This is a genomic window from Ensifer sp. R1-3, from assembly GCF_056739175.1.
Genome location: NZ_CP096515.1, coordinates 1687355 through 1704652 on the forward strand (window position 1 = coordinate 1687355; position 17298 = coordinate 1704652).

The 17298-nt window shown below is 62.3% G+C and carries 19 protein-coding genes; 6 read left to right on the plus strand and 13 right to left on the minus strand.

Annotated elements, in window-relative coordinates; genetic code table 11:
- Positions 1-13: 13 nt before the first annotated feature.
- From M1D43_RS08160 to cfa2, 3 genes are all read right to left on the minus strand, one after another.
- The gene (locus M1D43_RS08160; protein ID WP_003527277.1) at positions 14-328 is read right to left on the minus strand and encodes a hypothetical protein; all 315 of its coding nucleotides are present in this window, start codon (positions 326-328) and stop codon (positions 14-16) included.
- A 240-nt stretch (positions 329-568) separates the two neighbouring features.
- A complete protein-coding gene (locus M1D43_RS08165) occupies positions 569-2875 on the minus strand; it encodes a Tex family protein (protein ID WP_153313860.1) in 2307 nt (768 codons plus the stop codon).
- Positions 2876-3492: 617 nt separating this feature from the next.
- Complete coding sequence (gene cfa2, locus M1D43_RS08170; RefSeq protein WP_127540574.1) at positions 3493-4749, minus strand: cyclopropane-fatty-acyl-phospholipid synthase; 1257 nt, start codon at positions 4747-4749, stop codon at positions 3493-3495.
- A gap of 567 nt (positions 4750-5316) precedes the next feature.
- On the opposite strand from cfa2, the gene M1D43_RS08175 reads away from it, so the two are divergent.
- The 5 genes from M1D43_RS08175 to arsH are packed head-to-tail and all read left to right on the plus strand — an operon-like array spanning position 5317 to position 8627.
- Entirely contained in the window at positions 5317-6318 is a 1002-nt protein-coding gene (locus M1D43_RS08175) for a glycerophosphodiester phosphodiesterase family protein (RefSeq protein ID WP_153313451.1), read from the plus strand.
- 57 nt (positions 6319-6375) lie between these two features.
- Positions 6376-6789, plus strand: coding sequence for an ArsR/SmtB family transcription factor (locus M1D43_RS08180; RefSeq protein ID WP_153313450.1), 414 nt, complete (start codon positions 6376-6378; stop codon positions 6787-6789).
- Positions 6789-7490: an aquaglyceroporin AqpS gene (aqpS, locus tag M1D43_RS08185; RefSeq protein WP_010969025.1), complete on the plus strand. Its 702-nt coding sequence runs from the start codon at positions 6789-6791 to the stop codon at positions 7488-7490. The genes M1D43_RS08180 and aqpS overlap by 1 nt, the downstream gene beginning before the upstream one ends.
- Positions 7487-7909: an arsenate reductase (glutaredoxin) gene (gene arsC, locus M1D43_RS08190; protein WP_028011999.1), complete on the plus strand. Its 423-nt coding sequence runs from the start codon at positions 7487-7489 to the stop codon at positions 7907-7909. Before aqpS ends, arsC begins: the two co-directional genes overlap by 4 nt.
- Entirely contained in the window at positions 7902-8627 is a 726-nt protein-coding gene (gene arsH / locus M1D43_RS08195; protein ID WP_153313449.1) for an arsenical resistance protein ArsH, read from the plus strand. Before arsC ends, arsH begins: the two co-directional genes overlap by 8 nt.
- A 12-nt stretch (positions 8628-8639) precedes the next feature.
- On the opposite strand, the gene era is transcribed toward arsH, so the two are convergent.
- From era to rpoZ, 10 genes are all read right to left on the minus strand, one after another.
- Positions 8640-9569: a GTPase Era gene (gene era, locus M1D43_RS08200; RefSeq protein ID WP_013844236.1), complete on the minus strand. Its 930-nt coding sequence runs from the start codon at positions 9567-9569 to the stop codon at positions 8640-8642.
- 8 nt (positions 9570-9577) lie between these two features.
- Positions 9578-10294 (minus strand): ribonuclease III, encoded by a 717-nt coding sequence (gene rnc, locus M1D43_RS08205; RefSeq protein WP_003527286.1) that lies wholly within the window; start codon positions 10292-10294, stop codon positions 9578-9580.
- Positions 10294-11037: a signal peptidase I gene (gene lepB, locus M1D43_RS08210; RefSeq protein WP_003527287.1), complete on the minus strand. Its 744-nt coding sequence runs from the start codon at positions 11035-11037 to the stop codon at positions 10294-10296. The genes rnc and lepB overlap by 1 nt, the downstream gene beginning before the upstream one ends.
- A 159-nt stretch (positions 11038-11196) precedes the next feature.
- Positions 11197-11616, minus strand: coding sequence for a holo-ACP synthase (gene acpS / locus M1D43_RS08215; RefSeq protein WP_010969020.1), 420 nt, complete (start codon positions 11614-11616; stop codon positions 11197-11199).
- Complete coding sequence (locus M1D43_RS08220; RefSeq protein WP_014529131.1) at positions 11613-12170, minus strand: DUF2062 domain-containing protein; 558 nt, start codon at positions 12168-12170, stop codon at positions 11613-11615. The genes acpS and M1D43_RS08220 overlap by 4 nt, the downstream gene beginning before the upstream one ends.
- A gap of 308 nt (positions 12171-12478) precedes the next feature.
- The gene (locus M1D43_RS08225) at positions 12479-12631 is read right to left on the minus strand and encodes a DUF3563 family protein (RefSeq protein ID WP_003527290.1); all 153 of its coding nucleotides are present in this window, start codon (positions 12629-12631) and stop codon (positions 12479-12481) included.
- Positions 12632-12831: 200 nt separating this feature from the next.
- Positions 12832-13209: a type II toxin-antitoxin system VapC family toxin gene (locus M1D43_RS08230; protein ID WP_015007428.1), complete on the minus strand. Its 378-nt coding sequence runs from the start codon at positions 13207-13209 to the stop codon at positions 12832-12834.
- Positions 13206-13439: an AbrB/MazE/SpoVT family DNA-binding domain-containing protein gene (locus M1D43_RS08235; RefSeq protein WP_003527293.1), complete on the minus strand. Its 234-nt coding sequence runs from the start codon at positions 13437-13439 to the stop codon at positions 13206-13208. Before M1D43_RS08235 ends, M1D43_RS08230 begins: the two co-directional genes overlap by 4 nt.
- A gap of 50 nt (positions 13440-13489) precedes the next feature.
- The gene (locus tag M1D43_RS08240) at positions 13490-15715 is read right to left on the minus strand and encodes a RelA/SpoT family protein (RefSeq protein WP_003527294.1); all 2226 of its coding nucleotides are present in this window, start codon (positions 15713-15715) and stop codon (positions 13490-13492) included.
- Positions 15716-15817: 102 nt separating this feature from the next.
- Complete coding sequence (rpoZ, locus tag M1D43_RS08245) at positions 15818-16225, minus strand: DNA-directed RNA polymerase subunit omega (RefSeq protein ID WP_003527295.1); 408 nt, start codon at positions 16223-16225, stop codon at positions 15818-15820.
- Between the two features lie 472 nt (positions 16226-16697).
- Here rpoZ and M1D43_RS08250 point away from each other — a divergent pair, with 472 nt between their 5' ends.
- Positions 16698-17276, plus strand: a complete 579-nt coding sequence (locus tag M1D43_RS08250) for a LabA-like NYN domain-containing protein (RefSeq protein WP_003527296.1) — start codon at positions 16698-16700, stop codon at positions 17274-17276.
- The last annotated feature ends 22 nt before the right edge of the window (positions 17277-17298 follow it).

Below are 17298 nucleotides of genomic sequence, written 5' to 3' on the forward strand. Positions count from 1 at the left end.
AGGAGGCTGGCGGTCAAGCCTTCGGGCCGACCTGGATGACCTGCTCCCAGCTTTTTCCGGCAAAAATGACGCAGCTTCGCCCGGAAACATCGGTCACGATCAATGTCCAACTGCCGCCGTCGGCTGCATAGAGTTCCATGACCGCCTGCGGGTTGATCTGCCCGACGGCGGCCTGCTTTTCTTCATATTGTCGAGTAAGCAGCTCGATGACCTGCGATCGCTCAGCGCAATTCACAACGGCCTGTGAGTCTGCCGTATGGGGGTAGGCCGTTACTGCCGCCGTCAGAAGGACGGCAAGAGAGAGGCCGCGGACCACATTGCGTACCATGACGCACCTCCTTTCGCCGGGAAGTCCCGGCGGAAGAGGATTTCCGCTGACCTGTTCCGCCGTATACCGGCATTCGATGGTCGACACCTTCACGCGACGAAGCGATGTCGCCATCTGAAAAGTGTGACGGAGGCGGGTTACATCTCAATTGGCTAAATTATAGAACGTAACCTGAACCGTCACACCAGCATCGATGCCCGGGTAACGATCCTTCCATGCGGGCCGTTCCATCGGCCGCTCTCATTTTTTCTTCATCGCCGCCATCAGCGCCGCGCCGAACGCGCCTTGCGCCGGCTCCTGCGGTGTTTGCGACCGGGCCGACCCGCCCCGGTTTCCGCCCTTCGGTGCCGCTACCCTCGCCTCACGGGGCGTATCGGTGCCGCCTTCCTTGCGCATGGAAAGCCCGATGCGCTTGCGCGTGACATCCACCTCCGTGACGCGGACCTGCACGACGTCACCCGCCTTGACGACCTCATGCGGATCCTTGACGAAGCGGTCGGCCAATTGCGACACGTGGACGAGGCCGTCCTGATGCACGCCGATATCGACGAAGGCGCCGAACGCTGCGACATTGGTCACCGTGCCCTCGAGCCGCATCCCGACTTTCAGATCCTTGATGTCGTCCACGCCTTCCGCGAAGGTCGCCGTCTTGAAGCTCGGGCGCGGATCGCGACCCGGTTTCTCGAGTTCGGCCAGGATGTCCTTGACCGTCGGCAGGCCGAAGCGCTCGTCGACGAAAATGCGCGGGTCGAGCTTTTTCAGCTCGGCGCTGTCTGCCATCAGTGAGCGGACGTCCCGGCCGCAGGCTGCAACGATCTTCTTGGCGACGCCATAGGCCTCCGGATGTACGGCCGACGCATCGAGCGGCTCGGACCCGTTCGGTATCCGCAGGAAGCCGGCGCACTGCTCGAAGGTGCGCGCGCCGAGACGCGGCACTTTCAAAAGTTCCTTGCGGCTGGCGAAGGCTCCCATCGCATCCCGGTGCGCGACGATCGCCTCGGCCGAGGACTTGCCCAGCCCCGAGACACGCGCCAGGAGCGGCGCCGAGGCGGTGTTGAGATCGACCCCGACGGCGTTCACCGCATCCTCGACAACGGCATCGAGCGAGCGGCTGAGCTTCGACTGGTCGACGTCGTGCTGGTATTGGCCGACGCCGATCGACTTCGGTTCGATCTTGACGAGCTCGGCCAGCGGGTCTTGCAGCCGGCGGGCGATCGAGACGGCGCCCCGCAGGGAAACGTCGAGGCCCGGGAACTCGGCGGCCGCCGTCTCCGAAGCGGAATAGACCGATGCGCCCGCCTCGGACACGATCACCTTGGTAGGCTTCGGCGCCGGCATGGCAGCGAGCATGTCTGCGACGAGCTTCTCCGTTTCACGGCTACCGGTACCGTTGCCGATCGCGATCAGTTCCACCTTGTGCTTGCGCACGAGCGCCGCAAGCTCCGCCTGGGTACCGCGGATGTCGTTCTTCGGCGGAAAGGGATAGACCGTGGCGGTGTCGAGCAGCTTGCCGGTGCCGTCGACGACCGCGACCTTGACGCCGGTTCGGATGCCGGGGTCGAGGCCCATCGTCGCGCGCGAGCCCGCCGGTGCCGCGAGCAGCAGGTCCTTGAGATTGCGCGCGAAGACGCGGATGGCCTCTTCTTCGGCCCGCTCGCGCAGCTCGCGCATCAGGTCCAGCGACAGCGAGAGCGAGAGTTTGACGCGCCACGTCCAGCCGATGACCTCCAGCAGCCACCGGTCGCCGGGTAACCGATCGCCGACATTGTAAGCCGCCGCGATCATGCGCTCGGTCGGCCTCAGCGAAGGCGCCGCCTCCTGATCGACTACGATATCGACCGAGAGGACCTCTTCGTTCCAGCCGCGCAGCATCGCCAATGCGCGGTGCCCGGCCACCGTCGCCCAGCGCTCGGAATGGTCGAAATAGTCCGAGAATTTGGCGCCGGACTCCTGCTTGCCGTCCACGACCCGGGCGCGCAGGAAGGCTACCTCCCGCATGTGGTTCCGCAACCGCCCGAGAAGGTCGGCGTTCTCGCTCATGGCTTCGGCGATGATATCGCGGGCGCCGTCGAGTGCGGTCTTGACGTCCGGCACATCGGCGGTGAGGAAGGCGGCCGCGCGTTCGGCCGGCGCGACCGATCGATCGGAAAGGATTGCGTCGGCTAGTGCACCCAGACCACGTTCGCGAGCGATTTCCGCCTTGGTGCGGCGCTTCGGCTTGTAGGGCAGGTAGATGTCTTCGAGTTCCGCCTTGGTAACCGCGGCGGCGATCTTGCCTTCGAGCTCGTCGGTCATCTTGCCCTGGCCGCGGATCGAATCGACGATCGACGCCCGCCGCGCTTCAAGCTCACGCAGATAGGTGAGCCGCTCCGACAGGACGCGCAGTTGCGTATCGTCGAGGCCGCCGGTGACCTCCTTTCGGTAGCGGGCGATGAAAGGCACGGTTGCCCCGCCATCCAGCAATTCGACGGCCGCCGCGACCTGGGCGGCGGTCGCCTTGATTTCGCTGGCGATGATGGCGGCGATGGGCTTTGCGGTCGTGACCATTCTATCGTTCCGTTTCCTGTTTCGGCCGGACCATACTGGCGCAGACCATCAAGGCCAAGTGAAGGCCGGTGGCCGCCCGGGCGAACTCCACAGAAGATCATGAGATGGTGTCAGCGAGCGGGCGCGCCGTACGTCCCTTCGCCCTGCATGCGCTACGGCATGCACATATCTCTTGTTGTCCAGCCCTTCGCGGACTTACTCCGGAGTGGCGGCATCTGTATTTCCAGCAGTGGCGAGGCTTGCGGTTGGGTCCTTGGGATCAAACTCGTATGCGCTGACATTGGCATTATCGGTCACCCGCCCCTCATCCGCCTGCCGGCACCTTCTCCCCGCAGGCGGGGAGAAGGGATATGCGGCGCCAACTGAACCCCGCATTCATCGTCCGCCCGAGGGAGCGAGCGGGCGCGGCATATCCCTTCTCCCCGCCTGCGGGGAGAAGGTGGCGGCAGCCGGTTGAGGGGCAACCCCGACCGAGCGGGGTTGAGGCGGTTGGGTTCCCGAGGGATCCCTTTCATGAGCAGTATCCGCCGCACCGGCGCGCAAGAGATATGTGCATGCCGTAGCCTGCATGCGGGGCGAGGTGCCGGCAGGCGGATGAGGGGCCTTTCGCCCGCCCCTCAGACCGCGACGAGTTCCAGCCGTTCGCGGGTTTTTTCGAATTCCAGCAATTCGCGCTCCTTGATGGCGATATAGTCGCGCGACACGGGCACCGTCGCGAGTGAGGGCGAGAGCTGAAGCTGGAAGACGAAGTGCTTGTCGTAGAGAAAGGCCGTTTCCGACGCGGCGAGATAGAACTCCCACATGCGGAAAAAGCGCTCGTCATAGAGCCTGACCGCCTCCTCCCGCTGCGCCAGGAACCGCTCGCGCCAGGCCCTGAGCGTCCAGGCGTAATGCAGCGGCAGAATCTCGATGTCCTTGACGAGCAGGCGGTTGCTCTCGACCCGTGGCAACACCTCCGACAGGGCGGGAATGTAGCCGCCGGGAAAGATATACTTCTCGATCCATGGGTTGGTCGCCCAGGGTTTGTAGATCTGGCCGATCGAATGCAGCAGCATCACTCCGTCGGGGTTCAGGAGTTCCTTCATCTTGCGGAAGAAATTGCCGTAATTTCCGATACCGACATGTTCGAACATGCCGACGGAGACGATGCGGTCGAACTGCCTCCCCTGCATGGTGCGATAGTCCTGCAGCTCGAAACGCACCCGGTCGGAAAGTCCGCGCCTGGCGGCACGCTCGCGCGAGACCTTCAACTGCTCTTCGCTGAGCGTGATGCCCGTGACTTCGACCCCCGACGACTCGGCGAGGTACATCGCCATGCCGCCCCAGCCGGAACCCACTTCCAGTACCTTCTGACCGGGCTCGAGCAGCAGCTTTGCCGCTATGTGGCGCTTCTTGGCGCGCTGCGCCTCGTCGAGCGAGATACCCGGCGGATGGAAATAGGCACAGGAATATTGCCAGTCCTCATCGAGGAAGAGATTGAAGAGCTTGCCGTCCAGATCGTAATGGTGGGCGACGTTGTAGCGGTTACGGTTTACCGGCAGCCGGCTCTTCATCTGCTGGCGAAATATGTGTCCCAGCGCGACGATCGAATTGGCGAAGGTTGCCGCCTTGTCGAGATCATTGCTCTTGACGATGGCCAGCACGTCGAAAATATCGCCCTCCTCCACGAGAACGCGACCGTCCATGTACATTTCGCCGAATTTCAGCCCTGGGTCGTGAAGGACGGCTTTTTCCGCTCCGGCATCAGCGAAACGGATGGCCGCGGGCTTGCCCGTGCCATCGCCCAGAACCACCTTTTCACCCGACGAGAAAACGACCGTCAGCTTGCCTTTCTCGACAAGCCGGCGAAGTAGATTCAACAATCCCGCATTCATATCCTACCTCAGCTCAGACCTAAACGGACCATCGGTTCCTTCACGGGGGAGCGGGTGAGCGGCTGGTCGGCTTCAGGGCAGAAATGCGGCAGCTGTGCCTGGAAGCGCGCGGCCACATCCGGAAGCGGCGAGAAACCGGCTCGAGCGCAACCTCACGGTTTCCGGCGAGTCCTCGCTAAGCGAGGCAAGGACCAGCTGCGGGAATTCGTCAGGCCAGCCCATCGGGCTCCTATCCATCAGAACTTCCATTAACTTAGCTGTGTTCGGCGGTTATTCAATGGGGCTTTTTTGTGGCCCCTCAAAGATTTGTTTGCTTAGCAAATTCGAAAGCACCGAGGCAAGACCGTGCGCGTGGGGCCGGCCGGTGCATCGAGGCTATCTTTCTCCCCCCTTTCGAGACGGGTGTTGCAGGACCGCTTCCGAGCGCCTACCTGCGATTCGTGGTGGCCGGCCGATCATGCGCCGGGTGACAGAGCGGTGCCGATCCCTTGTAACACTCGTATACCTACCGGTAACATCGTCACGCCACATTGTCGCGGCAAGCCCGTCGCGAGAGGAGGATACACGATGAAGAAGATCGCAGCGGTTGCGCTCGTCGTCGTCGTCGCCATCGTCTGGCTTCTCAATACGTCGCTTCTGGCGCCGCCCCCCTCCGGCAATGCAAAGATCCTCGCCCATCGCGGCATCCACCAGGTTTTTCACTCGGAAGGTCTCGACAACGACACCTGCACCGCCGAGCGCATCGAAACGCCGCGCCACAGCTATCTCGAAAATACGATTGCCTCGATGCGCGCGGCGATGGAGAGCGGCGCGGACGTCGTCGAGCTCGACGTCCACCTGACACCGGATCGCCAGTTTGCCGTGTTTCACGACTGGACGCTCGACTGCCGGACGGATGGGAGCGGCGTCACCCAGGAAACCCCGATGTCCGAGCTGAAGACACTGGACATCGGCTACGGCTATACGGCCGACGGCGGCAAGTCCTTCCCCTTCCGCGGCCAGGGGGCCGGCCAGATGCCGACGCTGACGGAAGTTTTCAAGGCCCTGCCCGAGGGCCGCTTCCTGATCAATTTCAAGAGCGAGCGGCGGGAGGAAGGAGCGACCCTCGCCGTCCTGCTCCGGTTCCACCCGGAGTGGCGCAAACAGGTGTTCGGCGTCTATGGCGGCACTGCTCCGACGCAGGAAACGCTCCGGCTGGTTCCGGGGCTCAGAGGCTATGATCGACAATCCACGATCGCCTGCCTTGGCCGCTACGCCGCCTATGGCTGGACCGGCATCGTACCGGACGCCTGTCGCGATACGCTGATCATCGTGCCCGGTAATTATGCAAGGTTTCTGTGGGGCTGGCCCGACCGGTTCGCGGCCCGCATGCAGGCCGCCGGCAGCGAAATCATCCTGCTTGGCCCTTACAGCGGCGGCGATTTCACCTCCGGCATCGACAGCACCGATGATCTCGCCTTCGTTCCCGAGGGCTTCTCCGGCTACGTATGGACCAACAAGGCGGAAACAATCGCTCCCCTTCTCGGCAAGCGCCCCGGCGCAGCGACCGATCAGGCCAATTGGCAGTAGCAGAAGAGCGCAACCTTTCTCTTGCGTGGGTCACCACATGTCGATATATCTCGACAAATGGACACAGTTGACACTATCGCCGCCTTCGCCGCTCTCGCTCAGCCGACGCGGCTCGACGCTTTCCGGTTCCTGGTCAAGCATGAACCGGACGGACTGCCGGCAGGGGAGATCGCGCGGCTTCTGAACGTTCCGCACAACACCATGTCCACCCACCTCGCGCAGTTGCAGCGCGCAGGGCTGGTGACAACGCGCCGGCAGAGCCGGTCGATCATCTACCGCGCCGACCTCGACGGATTGCGCCACGTCGTGAGCTTTCTGCTCAAGGACTGCTGCGCCAGCCATCCGGACGTTTGCGCGCCGCTCGTTGCAGATCTCACGCCATGCTGTTCGCCAATGGATAGACCGGCATCCCGCAGCCATCGCTCCGAAGGCGGCGGAATGGACGGCGAAGCCGCGGATCGGAAGAATTGATGCAGGAGTTCGACCTGACACGGCGCTGTGTTGCAGAAGCGCTCGGCACCGGCCTTCTCGTCGCGGCGGTCGTCGGGTCGGGGATCATGGCCGATGCGCTTACCGCGGACGACGCCCTGGCGCTCGTTGCCAACACTATCGCCACCGGCGCAATCCTCGTCGTCCTGGTCACCATTCTCGGCCCGCTGTCAGGAGCGCATTTCAATCCGGCGGTGTCGCTTGTCTTCGCCCTTTCCGGCAGACTTACGCGACGGGACTGCGCCGCCTATGTCATCGCGCAAGTGGCCGGCGCGATTGCCGGGACTGCCCTCGCCCACCTGATGTTCGATCTTCCGCCGCTCGACATGTCCATGAAGGTGCGCACCGGTCCGGCGCAGTGGCTCTCCGAGGGAGTCGCGGCCTTTGGGCTCGTCGCCACCATACTTGCCGGCATCCGTTTCCACCGCGAGGCCGTGCCCTGGCTCGTTGGTCTCTACATCACTGCCGCCTACTGGTTCACCGCATCCACGTCCTTCGCCAATCCCGCCGTGGCACTGGCGCGGTCGTTCACAAACACCTTTTCCGGCATCCGCCCGGGCGACCTGCCGGGGTTCGTGATCGCCGAACTGCTCGGGGCCGTCTGCGCGCTCGCGCTGATGCGATGGCTCTTGCAGCCCGCCCGACCCATCATTCGTCAAACCTCCCCGGAGACCGCTCCATGACCGTCACCATCTACCATAATCCGGCTTGCGGCACCTCGCGCAACACGCTGGCCATGATACGCAATGCCGGCATCGAGCCGACCGTCGTCGAATATCTGAAGAACCCTCCTTCACGCGCCGAGCTTGAGGCGATGATAGCCGCCGCCGGGCTGACGGTGCGCCAGGCGATGCGCGAAAAAGGCACACCCTTCGCCGAACTCGGCCTCGGAGACCCGTCGCGGAGCGACGAGGAACTGCTCGATGCGATGCTCGAGCATCCGATCCTCATCAATCGTCCCTTCGTCGTGGCGCCGCTCGGCACGCGCCTTTGCCGGCCTTCCGAGGTCGTGCTCGACATTCTGCCCGACACCCACAAGGGTCCGTTTTCCAAGGAGGACGGCGAAGCCGTCCTCGACGCCGGAGGCAAGCGCATTGTCTGACGACGATTCGAGCCATGACCTGCCTGCGGCGAACCTGCAACAGCTGCGGCTGCCGGATAGCGCCAGCCTGCGCCCGGCCTTTTCGACCCACAGGCCACGCATCCTGATCCTCTACGGGTCGCTGCGGACCGTATCCTACAGCCGCCTTTTGGCCGAGGAGGCCCGGCGTCTGCTCGAATTTTTCGGCGCGGAAGTGAAGGTCTTCGATCCATCCGGTCTGCCGCTTCCCGGCGCGGCGCCGGTGAGCCACCCCAAGGTGCAGGAACTGCGCGAAATGTCGATCTGGTCCGAAGGACAGGTATGGGTGAGCCCGGAGCGGCACGGCGCGATGACCGGGATCATGAAGGCTCAGATCGACTGGATCCCGCTTTCCACCGGCTCCATCCGGCCGACTCAAGGAAAGACGCTTGCCGTGATGCAGGTTTCGGGAGGCTCGCAGAGCTTCAATGCGGTGAACCAGATGCGCATTCTCGGCCGTTGGATGCGCATGATCACGATTCCGAACCAGTCATCCGTCGCCAAGGCGTTCCAGGAATTCGATGCGAACGGCCGCATGAAGCCGTCGAGCTATTACGATCGCGTCGTCGACGTCATGGAAGAGCTGGTGAAATTCACGCTTCTGACGCGTGACTGCTCCGCTTACCTGACCGACCGTTACAGCGAGCGCAAGGAATCGGCTGCGGAGCTCGAACACCGCGTGACGTTGAAGAGCGTCTGACGTTCCTTCCCGCTACTTCGGAAAGTCGAGCCCCATTTCGCGGAAGCGCTCCGGATCGTCGCCCCAGTTCTCACGCACCTTGACGAACAGGAAGAGGTGCACCGGCTGCTCGAGGATTTCGGAGATTTCCTTGCGCGCGGCGGTCGAGATCGCCTTGATCGCCTCGCCGCCCTTGCCGAGGGCGATCTTCTTCTGGCTGTCGCGTTCCACGTAGATCACCTGTTCGATGCGTACGGAACCGTCCTTGCGTTCCTCCCATTTCTCCGTTTCCACGTGAGATGCATAGGGAAGCTCCTGATGCAGCCGGAGGAAGAGCTTCTCGCGGGTGATCTCGGCGGCGAGCTGGCGCATCGGCAGATCGGAGATCTGATCCTCGGGATAGTACCATGGACCTTCCGGCAGCGTCTCGGCGAGATAATCCATCACGTCTTCGCAGCCGGAACCCGTCAGCGCCGAGATCATGAAGGTGCGCTCGAATGCGACCACGTCGTTCGCAGCCGCCGCAAGCTTCAGCAAATCCTCGCGGCGAACTTGATCGACCTTGTTGAGGACGAGGACCTTCGGCTGATGTACCTCCTTCAGGCCTTCAAGGATCGCCTCCGCGTCACCCTTGATCCCACGCTCGCTGTCGATCAGCAGCATGATCAGATCGGCGTCCTTGGCTCCGCCCCAGGCCGTGGTGACCATGGCGCGGTCGAGCCGGCGCCGCGGCTTGAAGATGCCGGGCGTGTCCATGAAGACGATCTGCGCGCTGCCGTGGATTGCAATGCCGCGGATGATCGCCCGCGTCGTCTGCACCTTGTGGCTGACGATCGACACTTTCGCCCCGACAAGGCGATTGACCAGTGTCGACTTGCCGGCATTCGTCGCCCCGATCAGCGCCACGAAGCCCGAGCGCGTCGGCACTGCGCCGGCGGCCGTATCCTTTTGAGTATCCGTCATGATATCCGTCAATTTCCGGCAGAGCGCTTCTGCCACACACCTTCGCGTTCCAGCAATTTCATGGCCGCGACCTGCTCGGCCCCACGCTTGGAACGATCGACCCCCGTCTCCGGCGCGATCCCGTCGACCTCCACCGTCACGGTGAAGCGCGGATCGTGATCGGGGCCGGAACGGTCATCCGTCCTGTATTTCGGCGCGACACCGAACTTGGCATGCGCCCATTCCTGCAGTTCCGTCTTGGCGTCCCGCCTGGCGCCGTCTGCGCTTGCAGCCCGATGCGTCCAATGCTCGAGCACGAAACGTCGCGCCGCGTCCAGGCCGCCATCGAGATAGATCGCGGCGATCAGCGACTCTACCACATCGGCGCGCACATTCATCATGTGCTTGCCCGTGATCTTCTTCACATCCGAGCCGGTACGGATGAATTCATGCAGCGAGAGCTCATCCGCCACCTTGGCGCAGCTCTCCGCGCTGACGAGCTGGTTCAGGCGCACCGAGAGCTCGCCTTCGTTGGCATCGGTGAAGGTCTGGAACAGGAGTTCCGCGACGCAGAGCCCAAGCACCCGGTCTCCCAGGAATTCGAGCCGCTGATAGTTGATCGCACGGCCGCTGCGAGCGCTCGAATGCGTCAGCGCCCGGTCGAGACGTTCCTTCTCGGCGAACCGGTAACCGATCGCGGCCTCGAGCCGCGCCCGGTCCTCCGCGTTCAACGAGCGGCCCTTCATCAGTGGACGACCTTGAACAAACGATCGTAACGCAGGTTCGCCGGCCATTTCCAGATCTGCCGGAACGAGGTGTCGTTGCCGAGCGAGAAGAAGATCAGGCTCGCCCGGCCGACAAGGTTTTCAGCCGGCACGAAGCCGACGTCGAAACGGCTGTCGGCGGAGTTGTCCCGGTTGTCGCCCATCATGAAATAATGACCTTCCGGGACGATGAATTCACGGGTGTTGTCGCCGCGCGAATCCGGGAACTGGTCGAGCGTGTCGTAGGTCATGCCGTTGTCCATCGTCTCGCGATAGACCGGAACATCGCCGCCCGTGTCGTACTGGTCGTCCGCGCGGAACGTGCCGTCCGGCACCCGTTCGACCGGCTTGTCGTTGACGTAGAGAACGCTGTTCCTGACCTGGATGCGGTCGCCCGGCAGGCCGACGAGGCGCTTGATGTAGTCGATGTCGGGATTGGGCGGGAACCGGAAGACGACGATGTCGCCCCGGTCCGGTTCGCTCGCAAAGATCCTGCCGCTGAAAAGGTCCGGCGAGAAGGGCAGCGAGTATTTCGAATAGCCGTAGGCGAACTTGTTGACGAAGATGTAGTCGCCGACAAGAAGCGTCGGCATCATCGAGCCGGACGGGATCGTGAAGGGCTGAAAGAAGACGGTGCGGATGACCACGGCGAGGAGCAGCGCCTGGATAATGACCTTGACGTTCTCCCAGAGACCGCTCTGCTTCGCTTCTGTCTTTTCTGCCACGCTCAGTCTTCCTTGTCATCCTGCCCGGGGCACCCGGGCCTAACGCTTCAACGTTCGTCTGCGCCCGAACTCATGCGCACGCCGCCCCGCAACTCGATGCTATATGTCGCGGGAATACCGTGCTTCAAGCGACCGCGGGCCGGGCTTTCGGCAAGTGCTCTAAACCGTTCCCTCGGCGGGGGCAACCGGGAGCGCTTCGATAATCACGAAAGCTTGAGCAAGCGGGAAGTCGTCGGTGATGGTCAGATGGATTGCGGCGCGGTGGCCGACCGGCAGCATTTCCTGAAGGCGCGCGGCCGCGCCGCCGGTCAGTTGCATCGTCGGCTTCCCGCCGGGCAGGTTCACGACGCCCATATCTTTCCAGAACACGCCTTGAGCCAGGCCTGTGCCCAGTGCCTTGGAACAGGCCTCCTTTGCGGCGAAACGCTTGGCATAGGAGGCCGCACGGTTTTTGCGGCCTTCGGATTTGGCGATTTCGATATCGGTGAAGCACCGGTTGACGAAACGCTCGCCGAAGCGCTGGAGCGAGTTTTCGATGCGCCTGATATCGATGAGATCGCTGCCGATACCGATGATCATGTCGGATGTCCGAATTTGTGCGAGCGGGCCTGCCGGCGCCGCTCCTGAAAGAGGCGGGCCGTCTGGAAGGCAAGCGGGTAGAATATCAAGGCACCCGCCGCTGAAAGAGGAAGCGAGCCTATGAGCATCGGCTTGAAGACCGGACCCCACAGGCTTGCAAGATCGAGATGTTCGACCATCCGCATGATCTCTTGACCGCCGATCACCTGAGCGGCTTGCGGCTGCGTAATCATCGTGCCGACCTCATAGGAAGCCGTCAGGATAACCGGTATCGTAATGGGATTGGCGAGCAGCGTTGTAATCGCGGCCGCGATCAGATTTCCGGAAAACGCCGACGCGAGAAGGACGGCGAGAACGATGTGCAGGCCGAAGAACGGCGTCAAAGACGACGCAGCACCCGCCGCCACCCCAACGGCGATCGAGTGCGGAGACGAGTTCAGACGGAGAATTCGAAGGGCAATGTAGCGAGGAGCGCGCGTCAGCCCCTTGCGCGGCCAGAAGAAGGCGCGAAGCCTCTCGGAGAGTGTGACCGGTTTTCTGCGCCTGAATAACATTATGCCGTCATGTTCGCATTCAAAGCCGCCCGCCGGCGCAAGACGGACCGCCCGCCTTTCGATGGGCGCAAGATAGGCGCCACGCACGCCATGTGCAAGCTGCTGCGTGGTTCCTTCAATCCTTGACGGACTGAGTCATGCGGCAGATCAAAACGTCACGGCGACCTTTGCGCATCTGACAAGAGGCGCGGCACCGTAAGGCGCCAGACCGACAGATAAGGCAAGAGAGCTATTCGTAGAACGCATAGCTCAGGCTACCGCTGGGCGCGGCAGCCGTGGCGCGCCTCTCCGGCGCGCCGCATTCGCGATCAGAAGCCCTTCCGGAAAAGGCCGCGGTCGATCTGACGCTGACGGTATTCCAGGTCGATCCGGTCGACGGAGCCGTTCAGATAGGCGGTCTCGCGCTCTTCAACGCTCGGAATGTGCAGGGCACGGGTGATTTTCTTCAACTGCTTGAACATGGCAAACCCCTTTCGTTCACCTCCCGATGCGAAAGATAGTTCACCAGCCGAACCGCCACCAGTCCCGCGAAGCGGCGGCAGCCATGCGAAAGACGCATGACTGTCGAGCTCGATGCGACGATCTGCTTATTTCAAAGGCAATGTGCCTGAATTCGCGCCCGGAATGGACGGATCGAAAAGTCAGGTGAACGGGATCGATTTCACGCGGTCGGAGTGATGAGCCCGACAGTGGGAAAGGAAGTGCGGTAGCGGGAGGCATCACGTGTCAGCAGCGGAATTCCGACGATCGCTGCGTGGGCACCGATGAAGAAGTCCGGCAGCACGCCGGTCCGCGCGCCCCCTGCCCTGCGATACTTCGCAAAGACCTTGCCGGCCAGGAACAGTGCGGCACGGGGCAGGGCCACCCGCTCCAGGCCGGCTTCGGCTATGAACGAATCGAGCGTTTCAATGCGTTCGTATCGCACGCCGAGCTCCGCATAGATCATGTCATTGATCAGAAGCGGGCTCTGCAGGCTTGCCGCCCAGTTTGCGTCATCGGTAACGAGATCAAGCAGAACGCTTGTGTCGACCAGCGTCACGCATCACCACGCGTCAGCGCCATAATGTCATCCGTGCTGAGGCCCTCGCCGGCATGGCCGCGCAGATTCTGGAAACGGCTGCGGACAGGTTTGCTGTCGGCCCGCCTGATTTCGACGATGCCGTTGCCGGTGCGGCGGAAGTCAACCTTGCTGCCCGGCTTGATACCAAGCAGTTCGCGCACCGCTTTCGGTATCGCGACCTGCCCCTTGATCGTAACGGTGGTTGCCATTCCGGCCTCCTGTATTCTGCGGGAGTGTCCCCCCTGTTCGAACAGGCGCCCTATTCGAACAAACGCTTGACCATGGATATGCTCGGCAATTCCTTGAGCTGCGCCATCAGATGGTTGAGCTGGCGCAGGTCCCAGACCTCGAGATCGAACTGCAATTCGCTGAAGTCCGCGGCGACGCGCCCCATGGAAAGCGAGCGGATATTAACGTCGGTGGTCGCGATGGCCTGCGCGACCTCCGCCAGCGTGCCGGGCTCGTTCAAGGCGCTGACCGCAATCCTCGCCATGAAACGGCTGTTGTTCGCCTCGTCGAGATCCCAACGAACGTCGATCCAGCGCTCGGGCTCTTCGTCGAACTTCTGCAGGATCGGCGACTGGATCGGATAGATGGTGATGCCTTTGTCCTTGTCCATGATGCCGACGATGCGATCGCCGGGAACGGCGCCGGCAGGACTGAAATGGACCTCGGCATTGCCGGAGAGGCCGCGGATCGGCAGGGCTTCCGGCCCCTCCGCCTGCTCCGCTGCGGCCATTTCCTTCGACCGCTCCGGCAGCTTGAAGATCATGCCCGCGGCGCTGCGCATGTTGAACCAGCCGTCGTCGGCGCTGGGCTTCACGGTTACGCGCTCGTCCTGATGATCGGGAAACACGGCGCGCAGAACGTCGAGCGAGGAGAGTTCGCCGCGCCCGACCGCGGCAATGGCGTCCTCCACGTCCTTCTGCCCGAGCCGATGCAGCACCGGCTTCAAGGCCTCGCGCGAGAAGGTCTTGCCCGCCCGTTCGAAGGTGCGCTCGAGGATGCGATAGCCGAGGCCGGCATATTGCTTGCGGATGGCGGCGCGGGTCGCGCGGCGGATGGCCGCCCGCGCCTTGCCCGTGACGACGATCTCTTCCCAGGCCGGCGGCGGCACCTGAATGCCCGAGCGGATGATCTCGACCTCGTCGCCGTTGTTGAGCCGCGTCACCAGCGGCATGATGCGACCATTGATCTTGGCCCCGACGCAGGTGTCGCCGATGTTCGTATGCACGGCATAGGCAAAGTCGATCGGGGTGGCGCCGCGCGGCAGCGCTATCAGCTGCCCCTTCGGTGTGAAGCAGAAGACCTGATCCTGGAAGAGTTCGAGTTTGGTGTGCTCGAGAAACTCCTCCGGATTGTCGCCCTCGGCAAGCGATTCGATCGTGCGGCGCAGCCAGGAATAGGCATTCGATGTCGGAGTGCGCGTCAGGTCACCGGAAACGGTGTCTCGATCCTTGTAGAGTGCGTGGGCCGCGATACCGTATTCGGCGATCTCATGCATGCGCTTCGTGCGGATCTGCAGTTCGATGCGCTGGCGCGACGGGCCGATGATCGTCGTGTGAATCGATTGATAGTCGTTCTGTTTCGGGGTCGAGACGTAGTCCTTGAAGCGTCCCGGCACGACACGCCAGCGGGTGTGCACGATACCCAGCGCGCGATAGCAGGACGGGATGTCGTTGACGATGATGCGGAAGCCCCAGACATCCGAGAGCTGCTCGAAGGAGAGCGATTTCGACTGCATCTTGCGGAAAACCGAATAGGGCTTCTTCTGGCGCCCTCTGACCTGTGCGTCCGTAAGCCCCTCGGCCTGAAGCAGTTCGCTCAGTTCCTCCTCGATCTTCTTGATCAGCCCCTCATTGCGCTCGGAGAGCTCCTGGAGGCGTCTGGTAACGGTCTCGTAAGCCTCCGGGTTGATGTGGCGGAAGGACAGGTTCTCGAGCTCCTCGCGCATGTCCTGCATGCCCATGCGCCCTGCCAGAGGCGCATAGATGTCCATCGTCTCCTCGGAGATGCGCGCGCGCTTTTCGGCCGACATGTGGTCGAGGGTGCGCATATTGTGGAGGCGATCGGCAAGCTTGACCAGGAGCACGCGGACGTCGTCCGAAATGGCGAGCAGCAGCTTGCGAAGATTTTCCGCCTGCTTGGCCTTCTTGGTGACAAGGTCGAGCTTCTTGATCTTGGTGAGGCCTTCGACCAAGGCGCCGATATCCTCGCCGAAGAGGTCGTCTATCTCCTGCCGCGTCGCGGTCGTATCCTCGATCGTGTCGTGCAGCAGCGCGACGGCGATCGTGGATTCGTCCAGATGCATTTCGGTCAGGATCGCCGCCACTTCCAGGGGATGGGAGATGTAAGGATCGCCGCTTGCCCGCTTCTGCTGCCCGTGCTTCTGCATGGCGTAGACATAGGCCTTGTTCAGCAGCGCCTCGTTGACGTCGGGCTTGTATTTCTGCACGCGCTCAACGAGCTCGTATTGGCGCATCATCCGCTAGCGGCTCCGTGAAATCAGGCAAATAAAAAAGTGCGCCAATCATATGAGTGGCGCACTGCTTCGATAACACGTCGGAACGTTGTTCCGGAACGAATCTCAGTAGTCGTCGCTCTTTTCCGGAGGAACGAGGCCTTCGATGCCGGCCAGCAGTTCTTCTTCGGACATGCGGTCGAAGGTCAACGCTTCCGGCTGGTCTTCCTCTTCGGCGGCCTCAGCGAAGGCAGGGGCTGCTTCGGTCTGGACGAGCGACGCCGGATCGGGTTCCGGCTCGTCCACTTCCACATGTTTCTGCAGCGAGTGGATCAGGTCTTCCTTCAGGTCGCCGGGCGACAGGGTTTCATCGGCGATCTCGCGCAGTGCAACGACCGGGTTCTTGTCGTTGTCGCGGTCGACCGTAATCGGGGCACCCTGGGAAACCAGGCGTGCGCGGTGGCTGGCAAGAAGGACGAGTTCGAAACGGTTTTCGACCTTGTCGATGCAGTCTTCGACGGTGACGCGGGCCATGGCCTGTCCTTTACGACTCAAGAGATGCGGCGGCATCGCCGCGGCAGGTTTAACAACGCGAAACCGGAACGTCCGCTGACATGCGGCTCCATCAGCTCCGATTTCTGGAATTAGGCGTCCGATACAATCAAAACAGCATAAGTTCAAGTTTTTCCTGCATCCGGCTCACGTCATCGCGCGGAGCATGATAAAATGCCACGTCTGTGGAACGCTGCCATCGGGTCACAGACACTGCCTGTATTTCGTGATAATTTCGAACACGTATCCAGCAACAATTATAGATTGAAAATGTGGACGAACTGCAGCAACTGCTAAAACTAGCTATAGGCGCCGCGCCCTGGTTGGAATAATGCGTTGGCATGACCACATTATTTGCAGATAAGTGAGCTTTAATTTAATCCGCCAATTTTAAGCGTGACGCTCCGCGGGGTTGGTCCGGTCACTGTGCAGGGTACGGAAAAAGGAAGTAACGATGTTCGATCCTCGCGAGAAAATCGCTCTTTTTATCGATGGCGCCAACCTCTACGCCGCGTCGAAGAGCCTCGGCTTCGACATCGATTACCGCAAGCTGCTCAAGGCCTTCCAGAAGCGCGGCTACCTGCTCAGGGCCTACTACTACACCGCACTCATCGAGGACCAGGAATATTCGTCGATCCGCCCGCTGATCGACTGGCTGGACTATAATGGCTATAAGGTCGTGACCAAGCCTGCCAAGGAATTCACCGATTCCCTCGGACGCCGCAAGATCAAGGGGAACATGGACATCGAGCTGGCGATCGACGCCATGGAGCAGTCCGAATCGGTCGACCACCTGGTGATTTTCTCCGGCGACGGCGATTTCACCACACTCGTCGAAGCGCTGCAGCGCAAGGGGCGAAAGGTTTCCGTGGTCTCGACCATGTCGACGCAGCCGCCGATGATTGCCGACGACCTGCGCCGCCAGGCCGACCACTTCATCGATCTCGCGACCCTTAGGGGAGAGATCGGCCGCGAACCGTCCGAACGCGTTCAGCGCCCTGTCGAGCCGGTCGCCGACGACGTCGAGCTTTAATTTTTCCTAATCCCTGTGCTCG